At 62.5% G+C, this 22,362-nt stretch carries 24 protein-coding genes, 1 tRNA gene and 2 pseudogenes; 16 read left to right on the forward strand and 11 right to left on the reverse strand.

Going from position 1 to position 22,362, the window contains the following annotated elements:
• Position 1 precedes the first annotated feature (1 nt).
• The gene (locus APT63_11555) at positions 2-811 is read left to right on the forward strand and encodes a gamma-carboxygeranoyl-CoA hydratase (GenBank protein ID AMA46209.1); all 810 of its coding nucleotides are present in this window, start codon (positions 2-4) and stop codon (positions 809-811) included.
• The gene (locus APT63_11560) at positions 808-2,790 is read left to right on the forward strand and encodes a 3-methylcrotonyl-CoA carboxylase (protein ID AMA46210.1); all 1,983 of its coding nucleotides are present in this window, start codon (positions 808-810) and stop codon (positions 2,788-2,790) included. The genes APT63_11555 and APT63_11560 overlap by 4 nt, the downstream gene beginning before the upstream one ends.
• Before the next feature lie 18 nt (positions 2,791-2,808).
• Here the strand turns inward: APT63_11560 and APT63_11565 are convergent, their stop codons facing one another.
• Positions 2,809-3,510, reverse strand: coding sequence for a Cro/Cl family transcriptional regulator (locus tag APT63_11565; protein ID AMA46211.1), 702 nt, complete (start codon positions 3,508-3,510; stop codon positions 2,809-2,811).
• A gap of 88 nt (positions 3,511-3,598) precedes the next feature.
• On the opposite strand from APT63_11565, the gene APT63_11570 reads away from it, so the two are divergent.
• From APT63_11570 to APT63_11580, 3 genes are all read left to right on the forward strand, one after another.
• On the forward strand, positions 3,599-3,934 hold the full coding sequence (locus APT63_11570; GenBank protein ID AMA46212.1) for a hypothetical protein: 336 nt from the start codon (positions 3,599-3,601) through the stop codon (positions 3,932-3,934).
• Positions 3,935-4,301: 367 nt separating this feature from the next.
• A complete protein-coding gene (locus APT63_11575; protein AMA46213.1) occupies positions 4,302-4,817 on the forward strand; it encodes an RNA polymerase subunit sigma-70 in 516 nt (171 codons plus the stop codon).
• A gap of 51 nt (positions 4,818-4,868) precedes the next feature.
• A complete protein-coding gene (locus tag APT63_11580; protein ID AMA46214.1) occupies positions 4,869-6,017 on the forward strand; it encodes a hypothetical protein in 1,149 nt (382 codons plus the stop codon).
• On the opposite strand, the gene APT63_11585 is transcribed toward APT63_11580, so the two are convergent.
• The gene (locus APT63_11585; GenBank protein ID AMA46215.1) at positions 6,014-6,949 is read right to left on the reverse strand and encodes a LysR family transcriptional regulator; all 936 of its coding nucleotides are present in this window, start codon (positions 6,947-6,949) and stop codon (positions 6,014-6,016) included. The two genes, APT63_11580 and APT63_11585, sit on opposite strands and share 4 nt — an antisense overlap.
• A 163-nt stretch (positions 6,950-7,112) precedes the next feature.
• Here APT63_11585 and APT63_11590 point away from each other — a divergent pair, with 163 nt between their 5' ends.
• Positions 7,113-7,763, forward strand: coding sequence for a lysine transporter LysE (locus APT63_11590; GenBank protein AMA46216.1), 651 nt, complete (start codon positions 7,113-7,115; stop codon positions 7,761-7,763).
• 275 nt (positions 7,764-8,038) lie between these two features.
• Positions 8,039-8,728, forward strand: coding sequence for a hypothetical protein (locus APT63_11595; protein ID AMA46217.1), 690 nt, complete (start codon positions 8,039-8,041; stop codon positions 8,726-8,728).
• 55 nt (positions 8,729-8,783) lie between these two features.
• On the opposite strand, the gene APT63_11600 is transcribed toward APT63_11595, so the two are convergent.
• Positions 8,784-9,134, reverse strand: a complete 351-nt coding sequence (locus APT63_11600) for a hypothetical protein (GenBank protein AMA46218.1) — start codon at positions 9,132-9,134, stop codon at positions 8,784-8,786.
• Between the two features lie 115 nt (positions 9,135-9,249).
• On the opposite strand from APT63_11600, the gene APT63_11605 reads away from it, so the two are divergent.
• The 6 genes and pseudogenes from APT63_11605 (at position 9,250) to APT63_11630 (ending at position 13,841) form a co-directional block, all read left to right on the forward strand.
• Complete coding sequence (locus APT63_11605; GenBank protein AMA46219.1) at positions 9,250-9,567, forward strand: hypothetical protein; 318 nt, start codon at positions 9,250-9,252, stop codon at positions 9,565-9,567.
• 197 nt (positions 9,568-9,764) lie between these two features.
• On the forward strand, positions 9,765-10,523 hold the full coding sequence (locus APT63_11610; protein ID AMA46220.1) for a molybdate ABC transporter substrate-binding protein: 759 nt from the start codon (positions 9,765-9,767) through the stop codon (positions 10,521-10,523).
• A pseudogene (locus APT63_11615) lies at positions 10,523-11,202 on the forward strand (molybdenum ABC transporter permease). The gene APT63_11610 and the pseudogene APT63_11615 overlap by 1 nt, the downstream one beginning before the upstream one ends.
• A 1-nt stretch (position 11,203) precedes the next feature.
• Positions 11,204-12,292, forward strand: a complete 1,089-nt coding sequence (locus tag APT63_11620) for a molybdenum ABC transporter ATP-binding protein (protein AMA46221.1) — start codon at positions 11,204-11,206, stop codon at positions 12,290-12,292.
• Positions 12,293-12,355: 63 nt separating this feature from the next.
• The gene (locus APT63_11625; GenBank protein ID AMA46222.1) at positions 12,356-13,375 is read left to right on the forward strand and encodes a DNA topoisomerase; all 1,020 of its coding nucleotides are present in this window, start codon (positions 12,356-12,358) and stop codon (positions 13,373-13,375) included.
• Between the two features lie 268 nt (positions 13,376-13,643).
• Positions 13,644-13,841, forward strand: a complete 198-nt coding sequence (locus tag APT63_11630; protein ID AMA46223.1) for a carbon storage regulator — start codon at positions 13,644-13,646, stop codon at positions 13,839-13,841.
• 65 nt (positions 13,842-13,906) lie between these two features.
• Here APT63_11630 and APT63_11635 read toward each other — a convergent pair whose 3' ends face one another.
• The 3 genes from APT63_11635 to APT63_11645 are packed head-to-tail and all read right to left on the reverse strand — an operon-like array spanning position 13,907 to position 16,905.
• Positions 13,907-14,287 carry a two-component system response regulator gene (locus APT63_11635; GenBank protein AMA46224.1) on the reverse strand — a complete coding sequence of 127 codons (381 nt, stop codon included), beginning with the start codon at positions 14,285-14,287 and terminating at the stop codon, positions 13,907-13,909.
• Between the two features lie 4 nt (positions 14,288-14,291).
• Positions 14,292-15,737 carry a serine/threonine protein kinase gene (locus APT63_11640; GenBank protein ID AMA46225.1) on the reverse strand — a complete coding sequence of 482 codons (1,446 nt, stop codon included), beginning with the start codon at positions 15,735-15,737 and terminating at the stop codon, positions 14,292-14,294.
• Positions 15,730-16,905 (reverse strand): hybrid sensor histidine kinase/response regulator, encoded by a 1,176-nt coding sequence (locus tag APT63_11645; protein ID AMA46226.1) that lies wholly within the window; start codon positions 16,903-16,905, stop codon positions 15,730-15,732. The genes APT63_11640 and APT63_11645 overlap by 8 nt, the downstream gene beginning before the upstream one ends.
• A gap of 176 nt (positions 16,906-17,081) precedes the next feature.
• On the opposite strand from APT63_11645, the gene APT63_11650 reads away from it, so the two are divergent.
• Complete coding sequence (locus APT63_11650) at positions 17,082-17,333, forward strand: hypothetical protein (GenBank protein ID AMA46227.1); 252 nt, start codon at positions 17,082-17,084, stop codon at positions 17,331-17,333.
• Between the two features lie 50 nt (positions 17,334-17,383).
• Positions 17,384-17,468: transfer RNA gene (locus APT63_11655), tRNA-Leu, on the forward strand.
• 128 nt (positions 17,469-17,596) lie between these two features.
• On the opposite strand, the gene APT63_11660 is transcribed toward APT63_11655, so the two are convergent.
• Positions 17,597-17,797, reverse strand: a complete 201-nt coding sequence (locus APT63_11660; GenBank protein AMA46228.1) for a hypothetical protein — start codon at positions 17,795-17,797, stop codon at positions 17,597-17,599.
• A 164-nt stretch (positions 17,798-17,961) separates the two neighbouring features.
• Between APT63_11660 and APT63_11665 the strand changes: the two genes are divergently transcribed.
• Positions 17,962-18,336 carry a hypothetical protein gene (locus tag APT63_11665; GenBank protein ID AMA46229.1) on the forward strand — a complete coding sequence of 125 codons (375 nt, stop codon included), beginning with the start codon at positions 17,962-17,964 and terminating at the stop codon, positions 18,334-18,336.
• Here APT63_11665 and APT63_11670 read toward each other — a convergent pair.
• The 4 genes and pseudogenes from APT63_11670 to APT63_11685 all read right to left on the reverse strand — a co-directional run bounded on the left by APT63_11670 (position 18,330) and on the right by APT63_11685 (position 21,958).
• A complete protein-coding gene (locus tag APT63_11670; protein AMA47869.1) occupies positions 18,330-18,539 on the reverse strand; it encodes a hypothetical protein in 210 nt (69 codons plus the stop codon). The genes APT63_11665 and APT63_11670 overlap by 7 nt on opposite strands.
• 316 nt (positions 18,540-18,855) lie before the next feature.
• The gene (locus APT63_11675; protein ID AMA46230.1) at positions 18,856-19,368 is read right to left on the reverse strand and encodes a hypothetical protein; all 513 of its coding nucleotides are present in this window, start codon (positions 19,366-19,368) and stop codon (positions 18,856-18,858) included.
• Positions 19,365-19,808, reverse strand: a complete 444-nt coding sequence (locus APT63_11680) for a structural protein P5 (protein ID AMA46231.1) — start codon at positions 19,806-19,808, stop codon at positions 19,365-19,367. The genes APT63_11675 and APT63_11680 overlap by 4 nt, the downstream gene beginning before the upstream one ends.
• A gap of 1,732 nt (positions 19,809-21,540) precedes the next feature.
• Positions 21,541-21,958, reverse strand: a pseudogene (locus APT63_11685) (structural protein P5).
• Positions 21,959-22,362: the final 404 nt, after the last annotated feature.

Genomic DNA, 22,362 nt, shown 5'->3' on the forward strand with positions numbered 1-22,362 from the left:
CATGAACGACTTCGACACCGTGGAACTGGTCAGCGACCCCCGTGGCTTTGCCACCCTGTGGCTGAGCCGGGAAGACAAGCACAACGCGTTCAATGCGCAGATGATCCGCGAACTGATCATGGCCATCGCCCAGGTCGGCGATGACCCGAGCCTGCGCTTTCTGATCCTGCGCGGGCGCGGCAAGCACTTCAGTGCCGGCGCCGACCTGGCCTGGATGCAGGCCTCGGCGGACCTGGACTTCAACACCAACCTGGACGACGCCCGGGAGCTGGCCGAGCTGATGTACGGCCTGGCCCGTCTCAAGCTGCCGACCCTGGCCGTGGTGCACGGCGCGGCGTTCGGGGGTGCGCTGGGATTGATCAGTGCCTGCGACATGGCCCTGGGCACCGAGGATGCGCAGCTGTGCCTGTCGGAGGTGCGCATCGGTCTGGTGCCGGCCGTCATCAGCCCCTTCGTGGTCAAGGCCATCGGTGAACGGGCGACCCGTCGCTATGCCTTGACCGCCGAGCGGTTCGACGCGCACGAGGCACGCACGCTGGGGCTGTTCGCCGACACCTGCCCGCGGGAGGCGCTGGAGCAGCGTCTCGAGGGCTGGATCGATACCTTGCTGCTCAACAGCCCGCAGGCCATGCGCGCCTGCAAGGACCTGCTGCGCGAGGTGGAGTCGGCCGACCTGACCCCGGCCCTGCGCCGGCACTGCGAGAACGCCATCGCCCGGGTCCGGGTCAGCCCGCAGGGTCAGGAAGGGCTGCGCGCCTTCCTGGAGAAACGCCGTCCCGACTGGCAGACCCCTGCGGAGGCACGCCCATGACCCGCCCTACCCTGACCCGCCTGCTGATCGCCAACCGTGGCGAGATCGCCTGCCGCATCATGCGCACCGCCAAGGCCATGGGCCTGACCACCATCGCCGTGCACAGCGCCGTCGACCGCGACGCGCGCCACGCTCGCGAAGCCGACCTGTGCGTCGACCTGGGCGGCACCAAGGCCACCGAGAACTACCTGGACATCGACCGCCTGTTGCAGGCCGCACGCGCCAGTGCCGCCGAGGCGATCCACCCCGGCTACGGGTTCCTGTCGGAAAACGCCGCGTTCGCTCGGGCTGTCGAACAGGCCGGGCTGATCTGGCTCGGGCCACCGTCGAGCGCCATCGAAGCGATGGGCAGCAAGTCAGCGGCCAAGGCCTTGATGCACGCGGCGGGTGTGCCGTTGGTACCGGGGTATCACGGCGACGACCAGGGTTTCGAGCGGTTTCGCCAGGCCGCGCACGAAATCGGTTACCCGGTCCTGCTCAAGGCCAGCGCCGGCGGGGGTGGCAAGGGCATGAAAGTGGTCGAGCGCGAGGCGGACCTGGCCGAGGCCCTGGCGTCGGCGCAGCGTGAGGCCCAGGCGTCGTTCGGTGAGGCGCGCGTGTTGCTCGAACGCTACGTGCTCGATCCACGGCACGTGGAGATCCAGGTGTTCGCCGACCAGCATGGGCACTGCCTGTACCTCAACGAACGTGACTGCTCGATCCAGCGGCGCCACCAGAAAGTCGTCGAAGAGGCACCGGCACCCGGCCTGGACGCCCGCCTGCGCCAGGCCATGGGCGAGGCGGCCGTGCGCGCGGCGCAGGCGATCGGCTATGTCGGTGCCGGCACGGTCGAGTTCCTGCTCGATGCCCAAGGCGCGTTCTACTTCATGGAGATGAACACCCGCCTGCAGGTGGAGCACCCGGTCACCGAAGCCATCACCGGCCTTGACCTGGTGGACTGGCAGATCCGCGTGGCGCGTGGTGAGCCGCTGCCGCTCGAGCAAGCCGACGTTCCGCTCAAGGGCCACGCCATCGAGGTACGGCTGTACGCCGAGGACCCCGCCCATGACTTCCTGCCCGCCACCGGCACCCTGGCACTCTACCGAGAGCCGGCGCCAGGTATCGGTCGACGGGTCGACAGCGGTGTCGAACAGGGCGACACGGTCTCACCCTATTACGACCCCATGCTCGGCAAGCTCATCGCCTGGGGCACCGACCGCGAGCAGGCGCGACTGCGACTGCTGGCAATGCTCGACGAGTTGATGATCGCCGGTGTGCGCACCAATGCACGGTTTCTGCGAACCATCCTGGCGCACCCGGCGTTCGCGGCAGGCGAACTGGACACTGGCTTCATCCCCCGCTTCCACGAGGCCCTGCTGCACGAGGCGCCGCCGCTGGACGCGCGCTTCTGGGCCGTCGCCGCCCGGGCCTGGCTGGACACCTCCCCTGCCTCCATCGATGAGAGCGATCCTTGGAGTCCCTGGGCGCGTAGCGATGGATTGCGCCTGGGCGCGCCAGGCATCGCCTGTTTGACGCTGACCTGCGAAGGTCAGACCCAGACCGTCAGGCTCGACCCTTGCCCGTCACCGGGTGGGTCGTTCGTCGAAGGCAGTCTGGAGGTCGAGCACGGGAGCGTCCGCACACGGCATGCGGCGTTCCGCCAAGGCGATACGCTTTACCTGCAGTGGCAGGGCGAATGCCGAACGGTGCGCCTTCACGAGGCTCACGCCGAGCACGAGTCCCGGACGCAGGGCAGCCTGGTCGCGCCCATGAACGGCAGTATCGTGCGGGTCATGACCCAGGTCGGCGACTGGGTCGAGGCTGGCAGTGCGCTGGTGATCGTCGAAGCGATGAAGATGGAGCACAGCGTGCGCGCGCCTTTCGCGGGCACGGTGACCGCCTTGCCGTGCAGCGAAGGCGACATGGTCAGTGAAGGCGCGGTACTGGTGGCGCTGGAGCCGCCTGCAGAGGCGGCACTGCCTGAAACGACCTCGACATGACGCCAGGCTGCGGCATTTTCAGAAGCGGGCGTGGGCGCGCATGACCACGCCCAGGATCTCCAGTGCCGGGTCGCAGGCCACCGTGGGGTACATGGGGTTGAGCGGGCGCAGGTAGCGTAGACCGCCCTCCTCGACCCATTGCCGGAACACCGTGCCGACACCCGGCTGGCGGGCGATGATCAAGCGCCCTGGAGCCGCCGGCACGCCCGGATCGACCAGGATCAGCATGCCTTCCGGCACGCTGAGTCCGCTCGGCGCATTCATCGCATCGCTCTCTACCCGCAGCCAGAAGGCCTTGCCATGGGCCTGATAGTCGGACAGTTGATGGACGAGGCTGTCGGTCGAGCGCTCGCCGTCAAGTTCCAGCCAGGCCAGTACCGGGTAGCGAAAGCCCGTCGGGTCGCCCAGCGCGCTCAGGGTCTCGTCTGCACCCGTACCGTAGGCCGTCACCTGCTCGGCGATGTGCTCCCCGTGCGGGACGATGTGCAGGCGCACCTGCAGGTGCGGCATGCCCAACGCCTCGAGCACCGCGTTCATCATGTCGAGCTTGGGTTGCCGTTCACGACGCAGCCAGTGTCCGACCGCACCTTGGGTGACGCCCACACGCTCGGCGAGTTTTTCTTGCGTGATGTCGAGCTCACGCATCTTGGCCTTGACCAAGGCGATCCATTTTTCCATGGCAGGCACGATACGGGCTGCCCATGGGCGCTCAATACACATAATGTATTATTTTGAGCGCCACAACGAATACTCCAGGTATTAGCATGGCGTTCCCGTATTTTCCTGCTAGGCACTCAAAGGTAACAGGATGAAACCATCTACATATCTGGAAAGGGATTTGGACAGCGAGGCGGCCCGTCGAGCGCTGGATTTCTACCTCAACCCGCCCACTGCCAAGGTCGACCCCGACGCTTCGCTCTGGATACTGCGCCCGGACATCACCCCCGAACAGGCCCACGACCAGGCCATGCGTCTGCTGCGCTGCGCCGCGACCACCGCCGGTGAATCCGCTGGCGGCCAGCAGGGTTCGTCTCGAGAGCTGTTGTTCGCCTTGATGCACATGATCAACATGGCACGCGCGCTGCTGGATCACGCACAGGCACAGACGGAGATTCAAGGAATGGGGAAGGTACCCGGGGCCTGATACGCGCCGGCAGTCATTATTTTTCGCGCAGGCGCAAAAAACATTTGACGGCCAAATGATAACGATTATTATTGCAACCAGCAGATCGCGAGATCTGCTGGGTAACCTGAACGCCTTTAGGTCGGACGCTCAGATTATCTCCTCATCAGGCTAATCACGGTTTTTGACCCGGCTTTTTGCTGGGTCTTTTTTTTTGGCTCTTCAGGCTAATGAAGGCAGGTGACCGTGTTGAGGGCGATGATAACAAGCCTCGATCATTTCGTGAACGGATGTTGCGACGTTTCCCACGTCAGCACTTGAGAATCAATCGTCTTTTCGGTGCTTCAGGCCTGGACATCGTTTCGCTGTTATCAGCAAGGAGCTGCGCATGACCCGTCTTCTGGCATCCCCTCGTCCTGAACCGTACACCGCCGCCTTTTCCGCAGAGGCCGCGTGCGTGCACCACTTCACGCACTTGCCACGACGGGTGCAGCAGGTCTGGCTGCTCGGTGGCCTGGACGGCCTGGATTTTCGCCAGATCGGCGAACGCCTCGGCCTGTCGGTGCAGGACGTCGAGCACCTGATGCACCAGGCCCTGCGCGGCACCTGGCCGGCACGCGACCCGGCCACACGCTGCGCAGGTCGATGGTACGTACGGCTGCAGAGCCCGCTGGTCACCGCCTGCGAACGTATCGACTTTCGCCGCTGGCTGGATGCGCATCCCGATCACCTGCACGCGTTTCACGCCACTGAGTTGCAATGGCGCAGCCTGACAGCCTGCGCCGGGCAGCTCGGCGCCTCGGGCTGGTACCGGCACGGCCGTGCCGCCCTCTCCTTCAGTGGCTGCTCGCTGGCCATCGGCCTGAGCCTGGCCGCCGTGCTGGCGCTCGGTTATTGGGCCTGAACCGAAGCGGTAGTACAGTAGCGGCACAAGAAACGCCACAGGAGCCTGGCCATGACCGCGACGCCACTTGCGCTGCACATCGATTGCGACTTCGACGCTGGCAACATCGAGGTGATCGATGCCAGTGATCCCACCGACATTCGCCTGAGGATCCGCGCCGACACCGCCAGCGCGCATTTCCAGTGGTTTCACTTCAAGGTCCAGGGTCTGATACCAGGCCAGCCCTACCGCTTCGTGCTGGAGAACGCCGGGCAATCGTCGTATCCCACCGCCTGGCAGGGCTATGACGCCGTCGCGTCGCACGATCAGCAGGCGTGGTTCCGTGTGCCCAGTGACTTCGATGGACAGGCGCTGTCGTTCACCCTCACCGCCCAGGACGACACCGCCTGGTTCGCCTATTTCGAGCCGTATCCGCGGGCGCGTCACCATCAACTGATCGAAAAGGCCCTGGCGCATCCTGCAACCACGCTGCTGGCCAGCGGTCGCAGCGTCGAAGGCCGAGACATTCCCCTGCTGCGCGTCGGCGATGGCGCCACGCACAAGCGCAAGCTGTGGCTGATCGCCCAGCAGCATCCTGGCGAGCACATGGCCGAATGGTTCATGGAGGGCCTGATCGAGCACCTGGCTGCCCCTACACCGGGCATCCAACGCCTGCTCGACGCGGCCGACCTGTACCTGATCCCCAACATGAACCCCGACGGCGCCTGGCATGGCCACCTGCGCACCAATCTCAAAGGGGTGGACCTCAACCGCGCCTGGCAGCAGGCCAGCCTCGAGGAAAGTCCCGAAGTGTTCTTCGCCAAGGCGCAGATGCAGCAGTACGGCGTGGATGCCTTCATCGACGTGCACGGTGACGAAGAAATCCCCCATGTCTTCGTGGCCGCCTGCGAAGGCAATCCGGGCTATACGCCACGCATCGCCCACCTGGAAACGCGCTTTCGCGAGACGCTCTGCGCAGTCACCCCGGATTTCCAGACCACCCACGGCTATCTGCACGATCAACCGGGCCACGCCAACATGGCCTTGGCCTGCAATGCCGTCGGGCAGGCCTACGATTGCCTGTCACTGACGCTGGAGATGCCGTTCAAGGACCATGACGATGCGCCCAATGCACTGACCGGCTGGTCGGGCGAGCGCTCCAAGGCCCTGGCCGGCGCGGTGCTCGAGACCCTCGAACGTCTGGTGGGCGAGCTGCGTTAACCAGGCATGCCTTGACCACCCAGCCACTCGACCCCGTCGGTGAACTGTGCCGGCGGGTGCTGCTGCAGGAAGTCGCACAATCGCTGGAGCACGGCACGCCTGGGGCTGTTGTCTGGCCAGTGCATCCAATAACCATCCCCAGTGGCCACGGCCTGGCGGAAAGGCATCACCAGGCGACCGCTGAGCAGTTCCTCGCCCGCCAGCGTCAGGTCCACCACCGACACGCCAAGGCCCTGCACGGCGGCGCTGATGCCTTGATCGAGCGTGTCGAAGACTTGCCCACGGGTGATCTCGACATCCGGGCGCCCCATGGCAGCCAGCCAGCGTCGCCAGTCGCGCCGGTCGAGCGATGGGTGGAGCAACTGACACTGGTTCAAGGCGGTCAGGCCCAGGTGGGTCGCGATGGGGTAATCGGGGCTGCAGACCGGCGCCAGCCATTCGTCGAACAACAGGGTGCTGTCGAGGCCAGCGCGGCGTTGAGCGTTGCCCAGCAGGAGGGCGCAATCGTACGGCTCGCGCTGGAAATCCACCTGGTCGATGTCCATCCAGACGCTCGCCAGGTGCACGGCGAATCCTTCCCGCTGCTGCCGGAACAGGTCCAGCGTGCGCAACAGCCAGCGCACGCTCAAGGTCGACGGCGCCTTGAGCCGGATGTCGTGGTGCGCTCGCTTGAGTACCGCGCAGGCCTCTTCGATCAAGGTGAAACCGGCGCCCAATTGCGTGGCCAGCGAACGGCCATGCTCGGTCAGCGTCAATTTCGGCCCGCGGCGCTCGAACAGCGCACACGCGAACATCGCCTCCACGGTCTTGACGTGTTGGCTGACCGCCCCTTGGCTGATGCAGAGCTGCTCGGCGGCGCGGGTGAACGAGCCATGGCGCGCCGCGACTTCGAAGGCGCGCAGGGCTTGCAGGGCTGGGATACGTTCTGACATGGACGCGACTCTAGCATTAGCTGCACTTATCGTCAGGCTCAGTTTCAGGTCTTTTACAGCGTCGCTCTCAAGCCAGAGAATAGGCGCCCGAGGTCGGCCCGTGCGTGACACCGCCCTCGAGGCGTCACTTGCGACGCGACCGTGAATCTTCTGGAGCATCACCTTGAACACTGCCCTGCTGGCGACCTATGCCCTGACCGTCCTGCTGTTGATCGCCACACCCGGGCCCGTCGTCGCACTCGTGCTCGCGGCCGCCACGCGGCAGGGTACGCGACAGGCCCTGATGACCGCCGTGGGGAGCAATGCAGCCTCGCTGGTCCTGATCGCTGTGGCGGCCTGGGCGATCGCCGCAGGTGCGGTGCTCAATCCGGTCTGGCTCCTGGGATTGAGCCTGGCCGGCTGCCTGTATGTAGGCTACCTGGGCGTGGAAACGGCGCGCGACGCACTGAGCCGCCCCTGTGCACCCGATGCACCGAGTACGCCGAACGGCGAGCAGATCCCGGCCCGGTCCAGCGGCCTGCGGCAAGGCTTTCTGGTGGGCGTGTGCAATCCCAAGGACATTCTGTTCTTCGTCGCCTTCTTCGCACAGTTTCTTCGGGTGACCGACACCTTCGAAACCAGCCTGATCGTGCTGACGGGGCTGTGGGTGCTGATCGACCTGTCGGTACTGGGCCTGTACATTGCGCTTGCCCGACACCTTGCGTCGGCACGCCACGTCCGCGTCGTGAGCCTGATATCAGGCGGCGCCCTGGTGTTGGTCGCCCTGTTGGGGCTGGCTCACAACCTGCACTTGTGGTGGGCACAGATGGCGTGATATGGACCGATGAGTGGATACCGTGGTCGCCAGCGCTGGCGCCAAAGCGGTTGGCCAGGCGTTCGCGCACCCTCTGCACCCAGTGACGCCCCCCCTCCGTCTGTCCCGCTGAGCCGAATGGCGATCGCCATGGCTTTCGGCAAACACGCGAGCGTGGCTAGAATAGCCCCCTGTAGCCCAGATAGGCCGAGGCGCCACGACCCCCGCATGAATACCGACATCGTCTGCTCGTCCCGGCATCCTGCCGATGCGTTCCCTGCCACGCGGATGTGCCTATGACCAGGGCACGGGCTGTGCCTGTCCTGCTGGCCGTCCTGATGCCGGCCGCCGCTTCGGCCGTCGAGGTACGCATCGACGCGCATGCCGACCTGCTCTACCGGCAGGCATTGCCCCTGCTGGAGCAGGCGGACGTGCAGAACGATGCCAGTCCCCTGCAGACGGCGGACAACGACCCTGAACTGAGTCGACAGGGCCAGGCCATGGCACGCACGCTGCCGACCGCCGTGGCGTTGCTGAAGAAGTCCGTGAGCCTGGGGCACCCCGTGGCGCAATACCGGCTGGCGCTGTACTACATGAACTACCTGCCCGCCGACGAGATTTCCGATGCGGCCTGCCCGCTGCTCGAGGCCAGCCTGAAACAGGGCTTCGCCCCGCCAGCCCCGGCCATCGCCACCTGGTGCCCGCCGTTCAACGCCAGCGCTCGCTACCGAGAGGCACTGGAGGCGATCCCAGGCATGGCCACGCTCTATGCTGCCTATTATCCGCAGCCTGCGGTGCGCCTGGAGTGCAGCCGCGATCGTCCCCAGGGGCTGGCCATGCAGTGGGGTCGGCAGCGGGACTATCAGGCCGAGGTGTATCGCCTGCTGGGGGACCTGGACACCTCACAGCGCCAGGACTTGCTGCTCAAGGCGGTGGAGATCAACGGCTGCGCGGCGGCGCAGCGGCGATTGCTGAGCAACCACTGAGGGTTCTCCGCACCATCATGCCAAGCCGCGGCCGCTCTCATCCAGGCCCATGGCCCTACAGGCAGGTGGCGGCCGTCGCACGACGTTGTAGCGCAACCCCGTCCTGCTGCCGGGCATAGAAATCGATCTGGCTGCCGCCGGCATGGGGTCGCACGTCCACGAAGGCGTCGGCATCGCGCACATGCACGGTGTACACCCCGGCTTCGCGAGCCTCCAGATAACCACTGGCATCCACGCCGAAGGTGCGTTCGTCCTGCCAGCTGTACTGGATGCACTGGGCGACCTGCACCGGCTGCTTGGCCGAGTCCATCCGTGCGTCTGGCGTGCGAAGACGTGCGTCCTGCATCACCGAGGATGCACACCCCACCAGCAGCATCGCCGCGCCCATCGTCAGCATCAGTCGCATCTGTCGCACTCCTTGGAAAAGGAGCCGACTCTAGCACTCGCACGCAGGTCGAGTGAATTGTTCAGGACCTGTCGCTGTCGAAGACGGTACATGCCATGTCAGAAAGGAGTACCGCATGAATCCTCGCACCCTGTTGTCCGCACTGTTGCTGACTGGCACCTTCGCGTGTCTGCCCATGGCCGCCCAGGCTGCCGACACCGGCAAGTCCGATGAATCCATCCAGAACGACCAGACCCGTAACCGCGAGCTGAAGAAGGGTGACAAAGCGCCTGATCAGTACAAGCGCGATGAAGCAGAGGTCAAGAACTGGCAGGCCAAGGGCCTGAAGGCACCGGAAAAAGACGTCAGCCACTGGGTGGACATCGACGATCATTACGTTCTGGTGCAGATCACCAATGGTGTGATCATGGACATCGTCCCCAAGAAGAAGTAATCGAACGTCACACAGGCAACGGCTCGATCGGTGACACCTCCCGTGCACCGATTGGATCGAGGCTATGGCCCCTGGGGGCTGTAGCCTGCTCTCTCCCTTCCTCACCCACGACTTTCTCATTCGCAAACGCCCTCTTCCCGCCACCCTCCCCACCGCTATATAGTCCTGTCTATAACGAAAACCCAGGACCTGCCCCCATGCGTCATCTGCTCTCCTGTCATGCAGCGCCTCTACTGCTGACCCTCGCCTTCGCCCAGACTGCCTCAGCCGACGAAGTCAATGTCGCGGTCGCAGCCAACTTCACCGCACCGATCCAGGCCCTGGCCAAGGGGTTCGAACACGATACCGGTCATACCCTGATCGCGGCGTATGGCGCGACCGGGCAGTTCTACGCGCAGATCAACAACGGCGCCCCCTTCGATGTCTTCCTGGCCGCCGACGACACCACTCCGACCAAGCTCGACCAGGAAAAGGCCACCGTCCCCGGCTCACGGTTCACCTACGCCATCGGCACCCTGGCACTCTGGTCGCCCACGCCTGGCTATGTGGATGCTGAAGGCAAGGTCCTGGAACGAGGTGACTTCAAGCACCTGGCCATCGCCAACCCCAAGACCGCGCCCTACGGCCTGGCGGCCACGGAAGTGCTCGACAAACTGGGGCTGACCCAGGCCACGCTCGACAAGCGCGTCGAGGGCCAGAACATCACCCAGGCCTATCAATTCGTCTCGACCGGCAACGCCGAACTGGGCTTCGTCGCGCTGTCGCAGATCTACAAGGACGGCGCACTGCAGAAAGGGTCTGCCTGGGTCGTGCCCGCTGAATTGCACACGCCGATCCGCCAGGATGCGGTCATTCTCAAGAAAGGCCAGGACAACCCGGCCGCTCGCGCCTTCATGGACTACCTCAAGGGCCCGAAGGCCGCCGAGGTGATCAAGTCCTACGGCTATGACATCTGATGCCGCTCGATGCCAGTGACCTGGGCGCGATCTGGCTCACGGTCAAGCTCGCCAGCCTGACCACGCTGATCCTGCTGGTGATCGGCACGCCGATCGCCTGGTGGCTGGCGCGCACCCCTTCCTGGCTGCGCGGCCCGATCGGCGCGCTCGTGGCGTTACCCTTGGTACTGCCGCCGACGGTGATCGGCTTCTACCTGCTGATCGCCCTGGGCCCCCATGGCTGGATTGGCCAGGCGACCCAGGCGTTGGGGCTGGGCACCGTGGTGTTCAGCTTCACGGGCCTTGTGATCGGCTCGGTGGTGTACTCGCTGCCGTTCGTGGTGCAGCCCCTGCAGAATGCCTTCAGCGCCACCGGCCAACGCCCTCTGGAAGTCGCGGCTACCTTGCGCGCCGGGCCCTTGGACCGCTTCGTGCACGTGGTCCTGCCCCTGGCCCGCCCTGGCTTCGTCACGGCCGGGATCCTGGGCTTTGCCCATACGGTCGGTGAGTTCGGCGTGGTGCTGATGATCGGGGGCAACATCCCGAACGCGACGCGGGTGGTGTCGGTGCAGATCTTCGATCATGTGGAATCGATGGCCTACCCCCAAGCCCACTGGCTGGCGGGGTGATGCTGGTGTTTTCCTTCCTGGTGCTGCTGGTGCTGTATGCCGGCCGGCGCCGTCACGGCAGCTGGAGCTGACATGCACGCAATGCTACGGGCCCATCTGCGCCTGGCACGCAAGGACTTCACGCTGGCCGTCGACCTGAACCTGCCGGGCCGTGGCGTCAGCGCGCTGTTCGGTCAATCCGGATCGGGCAAGACCACGATCCTGCGCTGCCTCGCAGGCCTGGAGCAGGCCGACGAGGCGTTCATCGAGGTCGACGGCGAGGTCTGGCAGGACAGCACCCGAGGCCATTTCCTGGCCCCCCATCGGCGCTCGATCGGCTATGTGTTCCAGGAAGCCAGCCTGTTCGCGCACCTGGACGTGCGCGCCAACCTTACCTTTGGCTGGCGGCGCATCGCCCGGGCGCAGCGCAAGGTCGACCTGGAACACGCCTGTGCCTTGCTGGGTATCACCCACCTGCTCGACCGTCGCCCCGCCACCCTGTCAGGCGGTGAAGCGCAGCGGGTGGGTATCGCCCGCGCGCTGTTGACCAGCCCCAGGCTCCTGCTGATGGACGAACCCCTGGCCGCGCTGGATGGGCCGCGCAAGCGCGAGATCCTGCCCTACCTGGAGCGCCTGCACGACGAACTGGATATCCCGGTGGTGTACGTCAGCCATGCCCAGGACGAGGTGGCGCGGCTGGCCGATCACCTGGTAGTGCTCGAGCAAGGCCAGGCGCTGGCCAGCGGGCCGATCGCCGAAACCCTGGCCCGGCTGGACCTCTCGCTGGCCCAGGCCGACGATGCTGGCGTAACGCTCGATGTGCTCGTGCGCGGCCACGATCCCCAGTACGACTTGCTGGAGATGACCCTGCCTGGCCACGAGGCCTGCCTGCGGATCGCCCACGCGCCGCGCCCACCTGGCAGTCGCCTGCGCGTGCAGGTACAGGCACGTGACGTCAGCCTGAGCCTTGGCGATGCGCCTGCCTCGAGCATTCTCAACCGCCTGCCCGCGACGGTGCGCGCTTGTCGGGCCGCGGACAACCAGGCCCACATGCTGGTCTCGCTGGAGGTCGCCGGGCAACCCCTGTTGGCACGTATCACACGCTATTCGGCCGACCACCTGGGCCTGCACGTCGGCCAGGCATTGTGGGCACAGATCAAGTCGGTGGCGCTGCTCGGCTGAAAATGCGGCACGCTGGCCGGCCGCTGGTGTCCATCGAATGAACACCTCGAAACGGACTCTGCCATGCCCGAGTGTCTGCTGCCTCCTTCCCTGCATTACGTCGACGACACCCACCCCGGCTACAGCCGCAAGCGCTGGCGTGATCGCTTCATCTACCTCGACACCGAGGGTCAGCGCGTGCGCGACGCCGAGATCCTGGCACGCATCGCGGCCCTGGCCATCCCACCGGCCTACACTGAGGTTTGGATCTGCATCGACCCGCAAGGCCACCTGCAGGCCACCGGTCGCGATGCCCGCGGGCGCAAGCAATACCGCTACCACGTCGAATGGCGCAGCCTGCGCGACGGACACAAGTACGGCCGCATGCTGGCCTTCGCCCAGGCGCTGCCCAAGCTACGCCAGCAGATCGACCAGCACCTGGCGCGGCCTGGCCTGGACCGCGAGAAAGTCATGGCGCTGGTGGTCAGCCTGCTCGACAGCACGCTGATCCGCATCGGCAACCACCGCTACGTGCGCGACAACAAGTCCTATGGGCTGACGACCCTGCGCAACCGCCACGTGGACGTCAAAGGCCACACCATTCGCTTCCATTTTCGCGGCAAGAGCGGCGTCGATCACGACGTCACCTTGCGCGATCGACGCCTGGCAGCCGTGCTCAAGCGCTGCCTGGAGCTGCCGGGCCAGTCCTTGTTCCAGTACCTGGACGAACACGGCGAACGCCACAGCGTCGGTTCCAGCGACATCAACCAGTTCCTGCAGCAACTGACAGGGGCCGACTTCACCGCCAAGGACTATCGCACCTGGGCTGGCAGCGCGCTGGCGCTGGACCTGCTGCGCCCCCTGCCCTGGGAGCCGCCCGCCCACGGCAAGCAGCACGTCGCGACCATCGTCAAACAGGTTGCACAGAAATTGGGGAACACGCCTGCCGTGTGCCGCAAGTGCTACATCCACCCTGCCGTGATCGAGCATTTCAGCCTGGGCAAGCTGGCCGAGCTGCGGCACAGTCGCGCCCGCAAGGGGTTGGAGCCCGAGGAAGTGGTGCTGCTCAAGTTCCTGGAAACCCTGGAAGCGGTCGTCGATTGAGCCTGACTATCCCCATCATGTTTCAGAGAAATTTCCCATCTGACGCGAAGCCCCCTATCCTTGGCACCAGAGCACCTCGCCGGGCGGTTGCCGAATCGGACACCGCCGGCTCCTGCAGCAAAGACCGGCAGGAGATTTCACCTCGAAGGGAATTACTCCGCGCTGCGAGCGTCTTTAATGATTAGGAAGAGGGACAAGGCCATGGGGCCCCGCTCCCGACCGTGGCAGGACCCTCTGCACGGCGCAGTTCATTACCAAGGAGAAGTACATGCTGATACTCACCCGCAAGGTTGGCGAAAGCATCGTCATCAATGACGACATCAAGGTCACCATTCTAGGTGTCAAAGGGATGCAAGTGAGAATTGGCATCGACGCACCCAAAGATGTCCAGGTGCACCGCGAAGAAATCTTCAAACGTATCCAGGCCGGTAGCCCAGCGCCAGAGCGTGCGGAAGAGCCACGCTGAGTCGACCTGCCTTCATTGCCTTTTGATGCGCTCGCCTGTCCGCCCCGTCGGGCAGCGCATGATTTTCACCGCCTCCCCTCCAGCAACTCCCGCACCTTGGCGATCATCCGCCAGACGTCGAACGGTTTTTCGAACACCGCGCAGAACGCCGCGGGGCCGACCTGTGCCTGACTGGCCTGGGCGCCACTCATGAGGATGACCGGAAGACGCGACCAGGCCGGCTCGGCCCGAATGGCCGTGACCAGTTCCTGACCGTTGAGCACCGGCATCATGTAATCGGTGATCACCAGGTCGATCGGCTGGGTGTCGAGCAGATCCAGCGCCATGCGCCCATTGCTGGCCGTGCGCACCTGGAAGCCTTCGTCCTCGAGCGCGAACCCGAGAATATCGGCGATCAGGTACTCGTCGTCGACCACCAGGATGGTAAACGTGCCTGAGCCATTCATGGCGTCAGAGGTTCGCACTGTGCACCGGCAAGCCCGCGTCGATCGCGGTACCGCCTCCGAAGAACCTGCGCAAGTCCAGTCCCTTGGCTTTCATCAGCACCTCATAGAACGCCGGGTCGAAATCACTGTCGCGCACCTTGACGACCGACAGCACGCGCTTGAGCCTGGCTTCGTGTTCCACGAAACGCATCAGTACCAGGTTGTCGATGATGCCCGACAGATCGGGCGCCGGCGCGTTGAACGACGTCCCCAGCAGATCACGCATTTCCCAGGTCGCCATGCTGCTGACGTTGCGCGCACGCAACTCGCTGGTCAGCGCACGGTAGAATTCATTGAGCCGCGTCGGGTCGTTGGCCAGACGTCCGAACGCGCCCAGACCGTCGAGCAGCACACGCTTGATGCCGTGGGTATCCACGTGACGCAGCAAGCGCTCACCGACCTGATCCAGCAGCCCTTCGGTCGTGGGTTGCCAGCACCAGTGCAAGGCGCCCTGCTCGGCCAGCGCGGCGAAGTCGAACCCCAACGCTGCCGCCTTGAGCACCAGGCGTGGTGGCGTTTCGTAGAACCCGAAATGCAAGCCGGGCGCCTCAGGCGTGGCCGCTGCCAGGAAACTCAGCCCCAGCGACGTCTTGCCGATGCCCGACGGCCCCAGCACCAGCGTCACGCCGCCCTCGGGCAGCCCCCCGCCTATCATGTGATCCAGGGCTTCGGTACCACTTGGGACTCGCCGCAAGGTCACTTCGCCCAGATGCGTGGGTCGGCTGTAGCGTGCTTCCAGACGGGGGTAGACCTGCAAGCCGTCCTGGGTGATCTCGCATTCATGCACGCCCGACAGGGCGCTGCTGCCACGGGTCTTGCGCAACTGCACCTGACGTACCGCGCGACTGCCCAAGGGCATTTCGCTCAGCTCGATCACGCCGTCGACCATGGTGTGCTCGGGGCTGCCCTCTTCCAGGCGCGAACTGGTGAGCAACAACACCGTACACCCGGCGAAGGCCGCATGCCCTTGCAGCTCGGAAATGAATTTCTTCGTGTCCAGGCTGCTGTCGGCACGCGAGCGCGCATTGAGCAGACCGTCGATGATCAACAGGCTGGCCTGCTGGCGACCGATCTCCCGACGCAACAGCTTGACCACGGCGGGCAAGCCTTCCTGCTCCAAGGTGCCGAAGGCGCTCAGGTACTGGATCTCCCGACCCACCAACGCCGGGTCGAAGAACGTCAGGCCCGACAGGTACTGGAACAGGCGGTCATGGGATTCGGCCAGCAGGGTGCCGACCAGGACACGGCCACCTTGACGCACATGGTGACAGGCCATCTGATTGGCCATGATCGTCTTGCCGGACCCGGGATTGCCCTGGACGATATAGGCGCCGCCCGTCAGCAGGCCGCCCTTGAGCAGTGCGTCCAGCCCTTCGATGCCTGTGGTGAGGCGCTTGAGTGTTTCAACCATGTGCGTGACCTGTGTCCTGTGCCGCATCGTACTCACCGGCCCAGACCGGTAGAAAAAGACTCATGCAAGTGCCCTCGCCCACGGTGCTTCGCACCTGGACGCAGCCCTGACTCTGTTTGGCGAATCCATACACCTGGCTCAAGCCGAGCCCGGTGCCTTTACCGAAGGCTTTCGTGGTGAAGAACGGTTCAAAGACCCGTGCCATCACCGCAGGTTCAATTCCTTGACCGGTGTCGCGGACGTCGAACCGGACATGGGGCCCTCGCAGGCCCTCCGGCTCGCCGTCCGGTTCGGCCAGTTCGACCTGCATGCTGACCGTTCCACGGTCTTCGATGGCATCCCGGGCATTGAAGACCAAGTTCAACAGCGCCATCTGCAACTGCCCTACATCCACCTCGATCAAGGGCAACCCTGGCTGCACCGACTGTTCCAGCCGGATGCGCTCGGGCAGTGCCTGCCCGATCAGGCCATAAGTGGACGTGATCACGGTCGCCGGTGCAATCCTCGATACCTCCAGCTGCCGATGACGAGCAAAGCTGAGCAATTGCTGGGTCAACTGGGTACCGCGCTCACCTGCCGCGACGATGTGCTCGAGCAACGTGCTGACGCGTGCCGGGTCCTGACGGGTCAAGGCCAGGCGGGCCGAGCCGAGGATGATCGTCAGCAGGTTGTTGAAGTCATGGGCCAGACCACCGGTGAGCTGCCCGAGCGCTTCGAGCTTCTGGGCCTGGAACAACTGCGCGCGCATGGCATCGAGCTGCCCGGCGGCGTCCTTGCGATCGGTGATGTCGCGGGTCACCTTGGCCAGGCCGACAATGACGCCCTGCTCATCACGAATCACATCCAGGGCGACCAGCGCCCAGAAGCGTGTGCCATCCTTGCGGACCCGCCAGCCTTCGTCCTGGGAGACCCCTTCGCGCAAGGCACGCTGCAGCAGCATGTCAGGGCGGCCCTGGGCGCGGTCCTGCTCAGTAAAGAACACGGAGAAGTGCTGACCGATCACTTCGTCGGCGGCATATCCTTTGATGCGCTGTGCGCCGTTGTTCCACGACACCACGCAACCGGTCGGATCGAGCCGGTAAATGGCATAGTCGACCACCGCTTGGACGAGCTGCTCGTAGGCATTGGTCTGATCGTTGCCAGACGCTAAGCGGTCGCCAGAAACCATGGAAGCTCCCTACCGCGTAAGAATTCGACAGGCAGGGTACATCAGCCACGCGTGCGAAGCGACCAATGGTCGAGGATGTGTCCGATCTCGAGGCTTACGCAGGGATGGCAGCCCTACCAGGAGTGGCTTATAGTCGCCACGACCGATGCCACTTTACCTGTCGATCAGGAACGCCCATGTCCGCACCCCGCCGTACGCAGAGCCTGCAAGAAGACCTCAGACGCACCGCTGGCGAACTCGAAGCCATCTCCAAGGCACTGCAAGGTCATGCCGCCTACCTGAGCCGTGGCTCGCAGCAGGCGGACGTGGCGCTGGTGAACCGACAGATCCACGACCTGCAGGCCTCGGTGAACGAGCTGCGCGGCATCGCCGACGCCATGACGCCCGGGCTCGGCAGCACGGAGGCGCAGGCCGAGGGCTCGGCTTAAGCTATTGATTTGCGCGGCCTTTCCGTGTCTAATTGGCCGCTTCACATCGCGCCCCGATGGTGAAATTGGTAGACACATCGCACTTAAAATGCGCCGCCGCAAGGTGTGCCGGTTCGAGTCCGGCTCGGGGCACCAGATCCAGACAGAAAAGCCCAGTGTTTACTGGGCTTTTCTTCGTTTAAGCTTAGGCAGTGTACTAATCGGTGTACTATTTCGTTGGCGCTGCGCCCGGATTAGGCCTCAGCTAGACGAATGATGGCGGGTCATTGTACCTGCATCGTGGTTGTGCCCGCATGCAGATGATAGTCGGTCGCAGCCTTCATCTGCGCCTCATAGATCAGGCGCAGTCGGTCGACCGTTGCCGCTGGCTCTCCACGCTCCTTCGCCTCCAGGTAGTCCCGATGGGCGTCCCTGGCCTGGAGGTACAATGGATGGTCCGGCATGATTCGATCATCTGGTTTCATAGACCCTGCCTCAACTAAATCTCAGTAGTGCTGGCCATTGAGCCATCATTGTACAAATGTATTAATCTTCGTCAAAAGCTGTACAAACATACCCGCTCGTCTGCAAACAGCAACCATCCAGGGGTAGCTGTCTCTACCGCTCATCGCATAGAGGGCAGCCAGCCATGAATGGCAAGCAGGTATTGATTGTCGAGGATGAGCCCATGCTACGTGAGCTTCTTTCATCGATTGTAGAAGAGACAGGCGCGAGCGTGACGGCTGTGGAGACAGCTCACGAAGGGATAGGGCTACTGTCCAGAAGGCGTTGGGACGTCATCGTTACAGACGTATGCACACCAGGCATTTCTGACGGCTGGGACTTAGCGTGGGCGGCTCACGAGCAGAGATCCGGCCTTTCGGTCATCGTCACAAGCGGAGGTAGCCCTCACTTTGCAGAACCCCTGCCGCCTTGTGCCGCTTTCATCGCCAAGCCCTGGTCGATCGATCAAATGGTGAAGTTGCTGCGGCAGTGTGCAGAAAGAACCGCTCGCGATCAGTGAACTGTATCTATGCACAGACCCAACGCTCGCTCCTGGTAGCCGATCACAGCTTCATAGGCGGAATCAGCCAATAGCTGCAAGCGCGCTACCTCTTCATGCGATGCGCCTGACGCTTCTGCCAGCCTCACCTCGCGTATAGCGGTGATCGCGCCAAGGATCAGCTCATCACCCGCTTGTACCACTCCATCAAGTGTTTTCTTCATATCACAGGTCAGGTCCAAAGGCAGAGGGCAGTTTACTCCAGAGCGTAGCTGTCTTATTCCTTGCTGGAGCGCGCAATGTTGAGAGTTTCCAAAGCCTGCTCGACCTCGGCCCGCAGTACGCTCAGTACCGCGTCAGAGGTACCGAAGTCTTTTGCATAGTGGTACTTGTCCATTGCATTCACAGCGCGGGTGATGGCTGCGTTCCAGTCGATTTTCGTTCTGGACGGCAAAGATCCATCCAGTTCGGTCTGATCGTTGTCTGACATGGCTGGCGGCAAGGCTCAAACTGGGATGGAATGCCACATTGTGGACCAGATCACGCTCCTGGGCGAACGACATTTCGTAACTCGTCGTACTCCCGTGCGCATTGCTCCCCTGCTATTCGGGCCCGGTCATACGCTTTCGCCAGCTCCCCCGCTCGAACATCAGCCCGTGCGAGCAGGTCGGAGAGCACCATAGCGGCGCGGGTGGCTGCCTGGCCTCGGGCGACAGCGGCGGGATCCGGGCCGGGGCAACTGACGGTGGCGGCGAGCTGGGCGGCGTCGTGCTGCAGCCGCTGGCCAGCAGCATCGGCGCCAGCAGCGCCAGCGTCAGCCACCTGGTGTTGTTCGTGTGCATGGGCTCTCGCCTCCTCCTGCGCCTGGGCGCGTCGTTGTTCTTCCTCGCGGGCATCGCGCTGGCCCAGGGCCTCGGCCAGCCGATCGCCGCTGTCACGCTGCGCCGATGCGGCCAGGGCTTGGCTGCGCTCTACCGATCGGCCGTGCTGGTAGGCGCCCCAGTACGAAGCCAGCACCAGGGTCAGCAGGCCCAGCCGCACCGGCCAGCTCATGCCAGCGCCCGTCGCACGCCTTCGTCGATCACCGCCGCCGAGTACGGGTTGCCGCCGTTCTCATGGACGATGATGCCCAGCACCATCCCGCGCAGGGTGGCCGGGTTCTTGATGTCGATCGACGCCGTGGGGTGCACGCCGATCCGGGTGGCCACCGCGCGCGCATAGGCCTGGGTGTCGTTTTCGGTGCTCGGCGCCCAGCGGTTGATGGTCTCGAGCACGGTGTCGATGCCCTTGCCGCCGACACCGGGCATGCCGTCCTTGCCCCGGTAGTTGATCAGCAGCTTGCCCAGGGCGCGGATGCCGTTCTCGGGTGAGTCGAACCGGGCGAAGCGCGGCTTGGTCACACCCTCCTCCAGGCCCAGCTGGCCGACCCAGGCGTTGCGTGGGTTGAAATCGATGTTGCCGGGGTTGTTGTTGCGTACACCGCGTGCGGTCATGGGTTTTCTCCAGGTATGAAAAAGCCCGCTCGTAGGCAGACTTGGAAATTGGGACAAATCGGAACTGTCGGATCGCCTTGTGATTTTTACTACAGCGAAACGAAACTCGATGGCTGAACTGCAATCAAAGCCGTGCTTGAGTGAAATTAGTTATGGATATATACAAGGGAAAAACAATTATGGCGAAAATCACCTCAAGACCAATACATATAACATTAAAAACAGTTGGAGCTTTCTATGTATTAACAAGCTTAAGCGCGCTAGCAAATGCAAGTCCTGTCGACTCCAAATTAACTATAACCCCAGAATTAAGCAAAACCCAGGTAGTATTTAACTGGAAAACTGACAGGTGTAGTGATGATAATATTCCAGACTCCCCAGCAAGAGCGTTCAAATCTGCGGATGGAACCGTGAACTTATACGCAACCCACTATATAAACAGATCTATGACTGGCAACTCATTGGACAGCGTTAAACAATCATGCGAAATACGATTCGAAGCCAAAATGGATTCTCGACCTCAACTATACGATGCAAGAGTCTGGCTCCAAACTTTTTACAGCGAGGATAACGGCAACAAGGTCATATCTTTAGCAAGCTCTGACTACCATGGCAGATGGTTCAAAAACTGTGATGAATCTCAAGGTAAAAATCTCGGATGCTGGTGGAGCGCTATCATTTTGGCTCAATCTGATGACGGAGGAAAATCATTCAACACCGAAAGCCCTTCGAACAGAATAATCGCCCAGTCTAATTATAAATTCTCCAACAGGGAAAGCGGCCCCATTGGCTTTTTAACAACTTCTAATATTGTGAAAATTGATGAATGGTACTATTCGATATTCTATACCTCGAAATATAAAGATCAAAATGCGGGCAACTGCCTAGCCAGAACAAGTGATATAAATAGCAAGTACTCATGGAGGTTTTGGGACGGACGAGACTTCTCCATAGACCTTTCAAATCCTTATGCCTCACATACCAAGAGCAAAACCTGCGTTACTCTAAAAAACCTAAGTAGTAAAATCAGAAGCCTGACATGGCATTCTAAAACCAAAGAGTTTATTGCTAGCCATGAGGATTTTATAAACAAAAAACCACCTCAATCTCGGGTAGATGCAAGATTTAGCTTCTCAACCTCTAAGGATCTAATCCACTGGAGCAATCCTAAAGAAATAATAACAATTACAGGAAAGAAAAACTGTCAACCACAATCACCAGCAGCGTATCCATCAATCTTGGACAGCAATTCAACTGACAGAAACTTTGGAACCGTCGGCAATAACGCATACCTTTACTATACAAAATTCAACTTAGGTGAGGATTGCCGACTCACCCTTGATCGCGACTTACTCAGAGTACCTATAAATTTGGACGTCTCCGATCGGTAGACATCTATTATGTCCTCTTCAGCAATAGAAAGCCCGCACTTGGCGGGCTGTACAAGGAAGATATTGCTCAAGGTATACTTATTGCCATCAGCCTGCCGGCATTGCCAAACTGGGCTGCCGACCATAGCCATACAGGATAGCGTTTGTCATATTGCTCACGCTCAAGACTGCACGTCCCTCACGGCGTGGCTCTTTAAGCAACGTCGTGAGGGACGTAGGCAACTGCTGTACCCAAGGCAACTTGGACGCTGCCATAGGACTTTTCCACTTATGTCATCGAGACTGGCGTCTCCAGAAAAGTTCAAGCAAGAGAGAGTGTCAACACAGTCGCACCAGCCAAGTCATACCAGTGTCCGCCGTACGCCTTCGTCGATCACCGTCGCCGAGTACGGGTTGCCGCCGTTCTCATGGACGATGATGCCCAGCATCATCCCACGCAGCGTGGCCGGGTTCGTGATGTCGATTGGCGCCGTGGGGTGCACGCCGATCCGGGTGGCCACCGCACGCCCATAGGGCCTGGGTGTCGTTCTCTGTGCTCGGCGCCCAGCGGTTGATGGTCTCGAGCACGGTGTTGATGCCCTTGCCGCCGACACCGGGCAGGCCGTCCTTGCCCCGGTAGTTGGTCAGCAGCTTGCCCAGGGTGCGAATGCCGTTCTCGGGCGAGTCGAACCGGGCGAAGCGCGGCCTGACTACACCCTTCGCCTAGTCGTTGCGGGGGTTCCAATCGTTGTTCTCGGGGTTTGTCGTTGCATACACCACGTTTGGTCATGGATTTCTCTAGGCATGAAAAACCCGCGCGCGGCGGGTCTAAAGGGCTGCTTTTCTTAGCCAAGGGGGACGCCAAGCAATACTAATGGCAGGCACATGCTGTAGTGGTTTTTGTGAGGGCAACGATTTGGTACGATTAGGATCCAGCTGCCCACAGCCTCAGGTAGCACGAGCACAGGCCTGTCAGCAGGCGTCAAAGGAAGATACCTAATGTCTCAAATTTTCACCTTCGGCCTCGATGAGTCCATTGACATGTCGAGTTCAATTGATACAAAGACCTTGTACAACAAGGTTGGCCTAAACACAGGCAACCTAGCGTTCCATTACGCTATTAATAGAATCATCGCCATGAACCCCAACTCTACTCCTTGGAGCTCTGAGCCCGGGCTAGTTAA

This window comes from Pseudomonas monteilii (genome assembly GCA_001534745.1).
Classification (GTDB): domain Bacteria; phylum Pseudomonadota; class Gammaproteobacteria; order Pseudomonadales; family Pseudomonadaceae; genus Aquipseudomonas; species Aquipseudomonas alabamensis.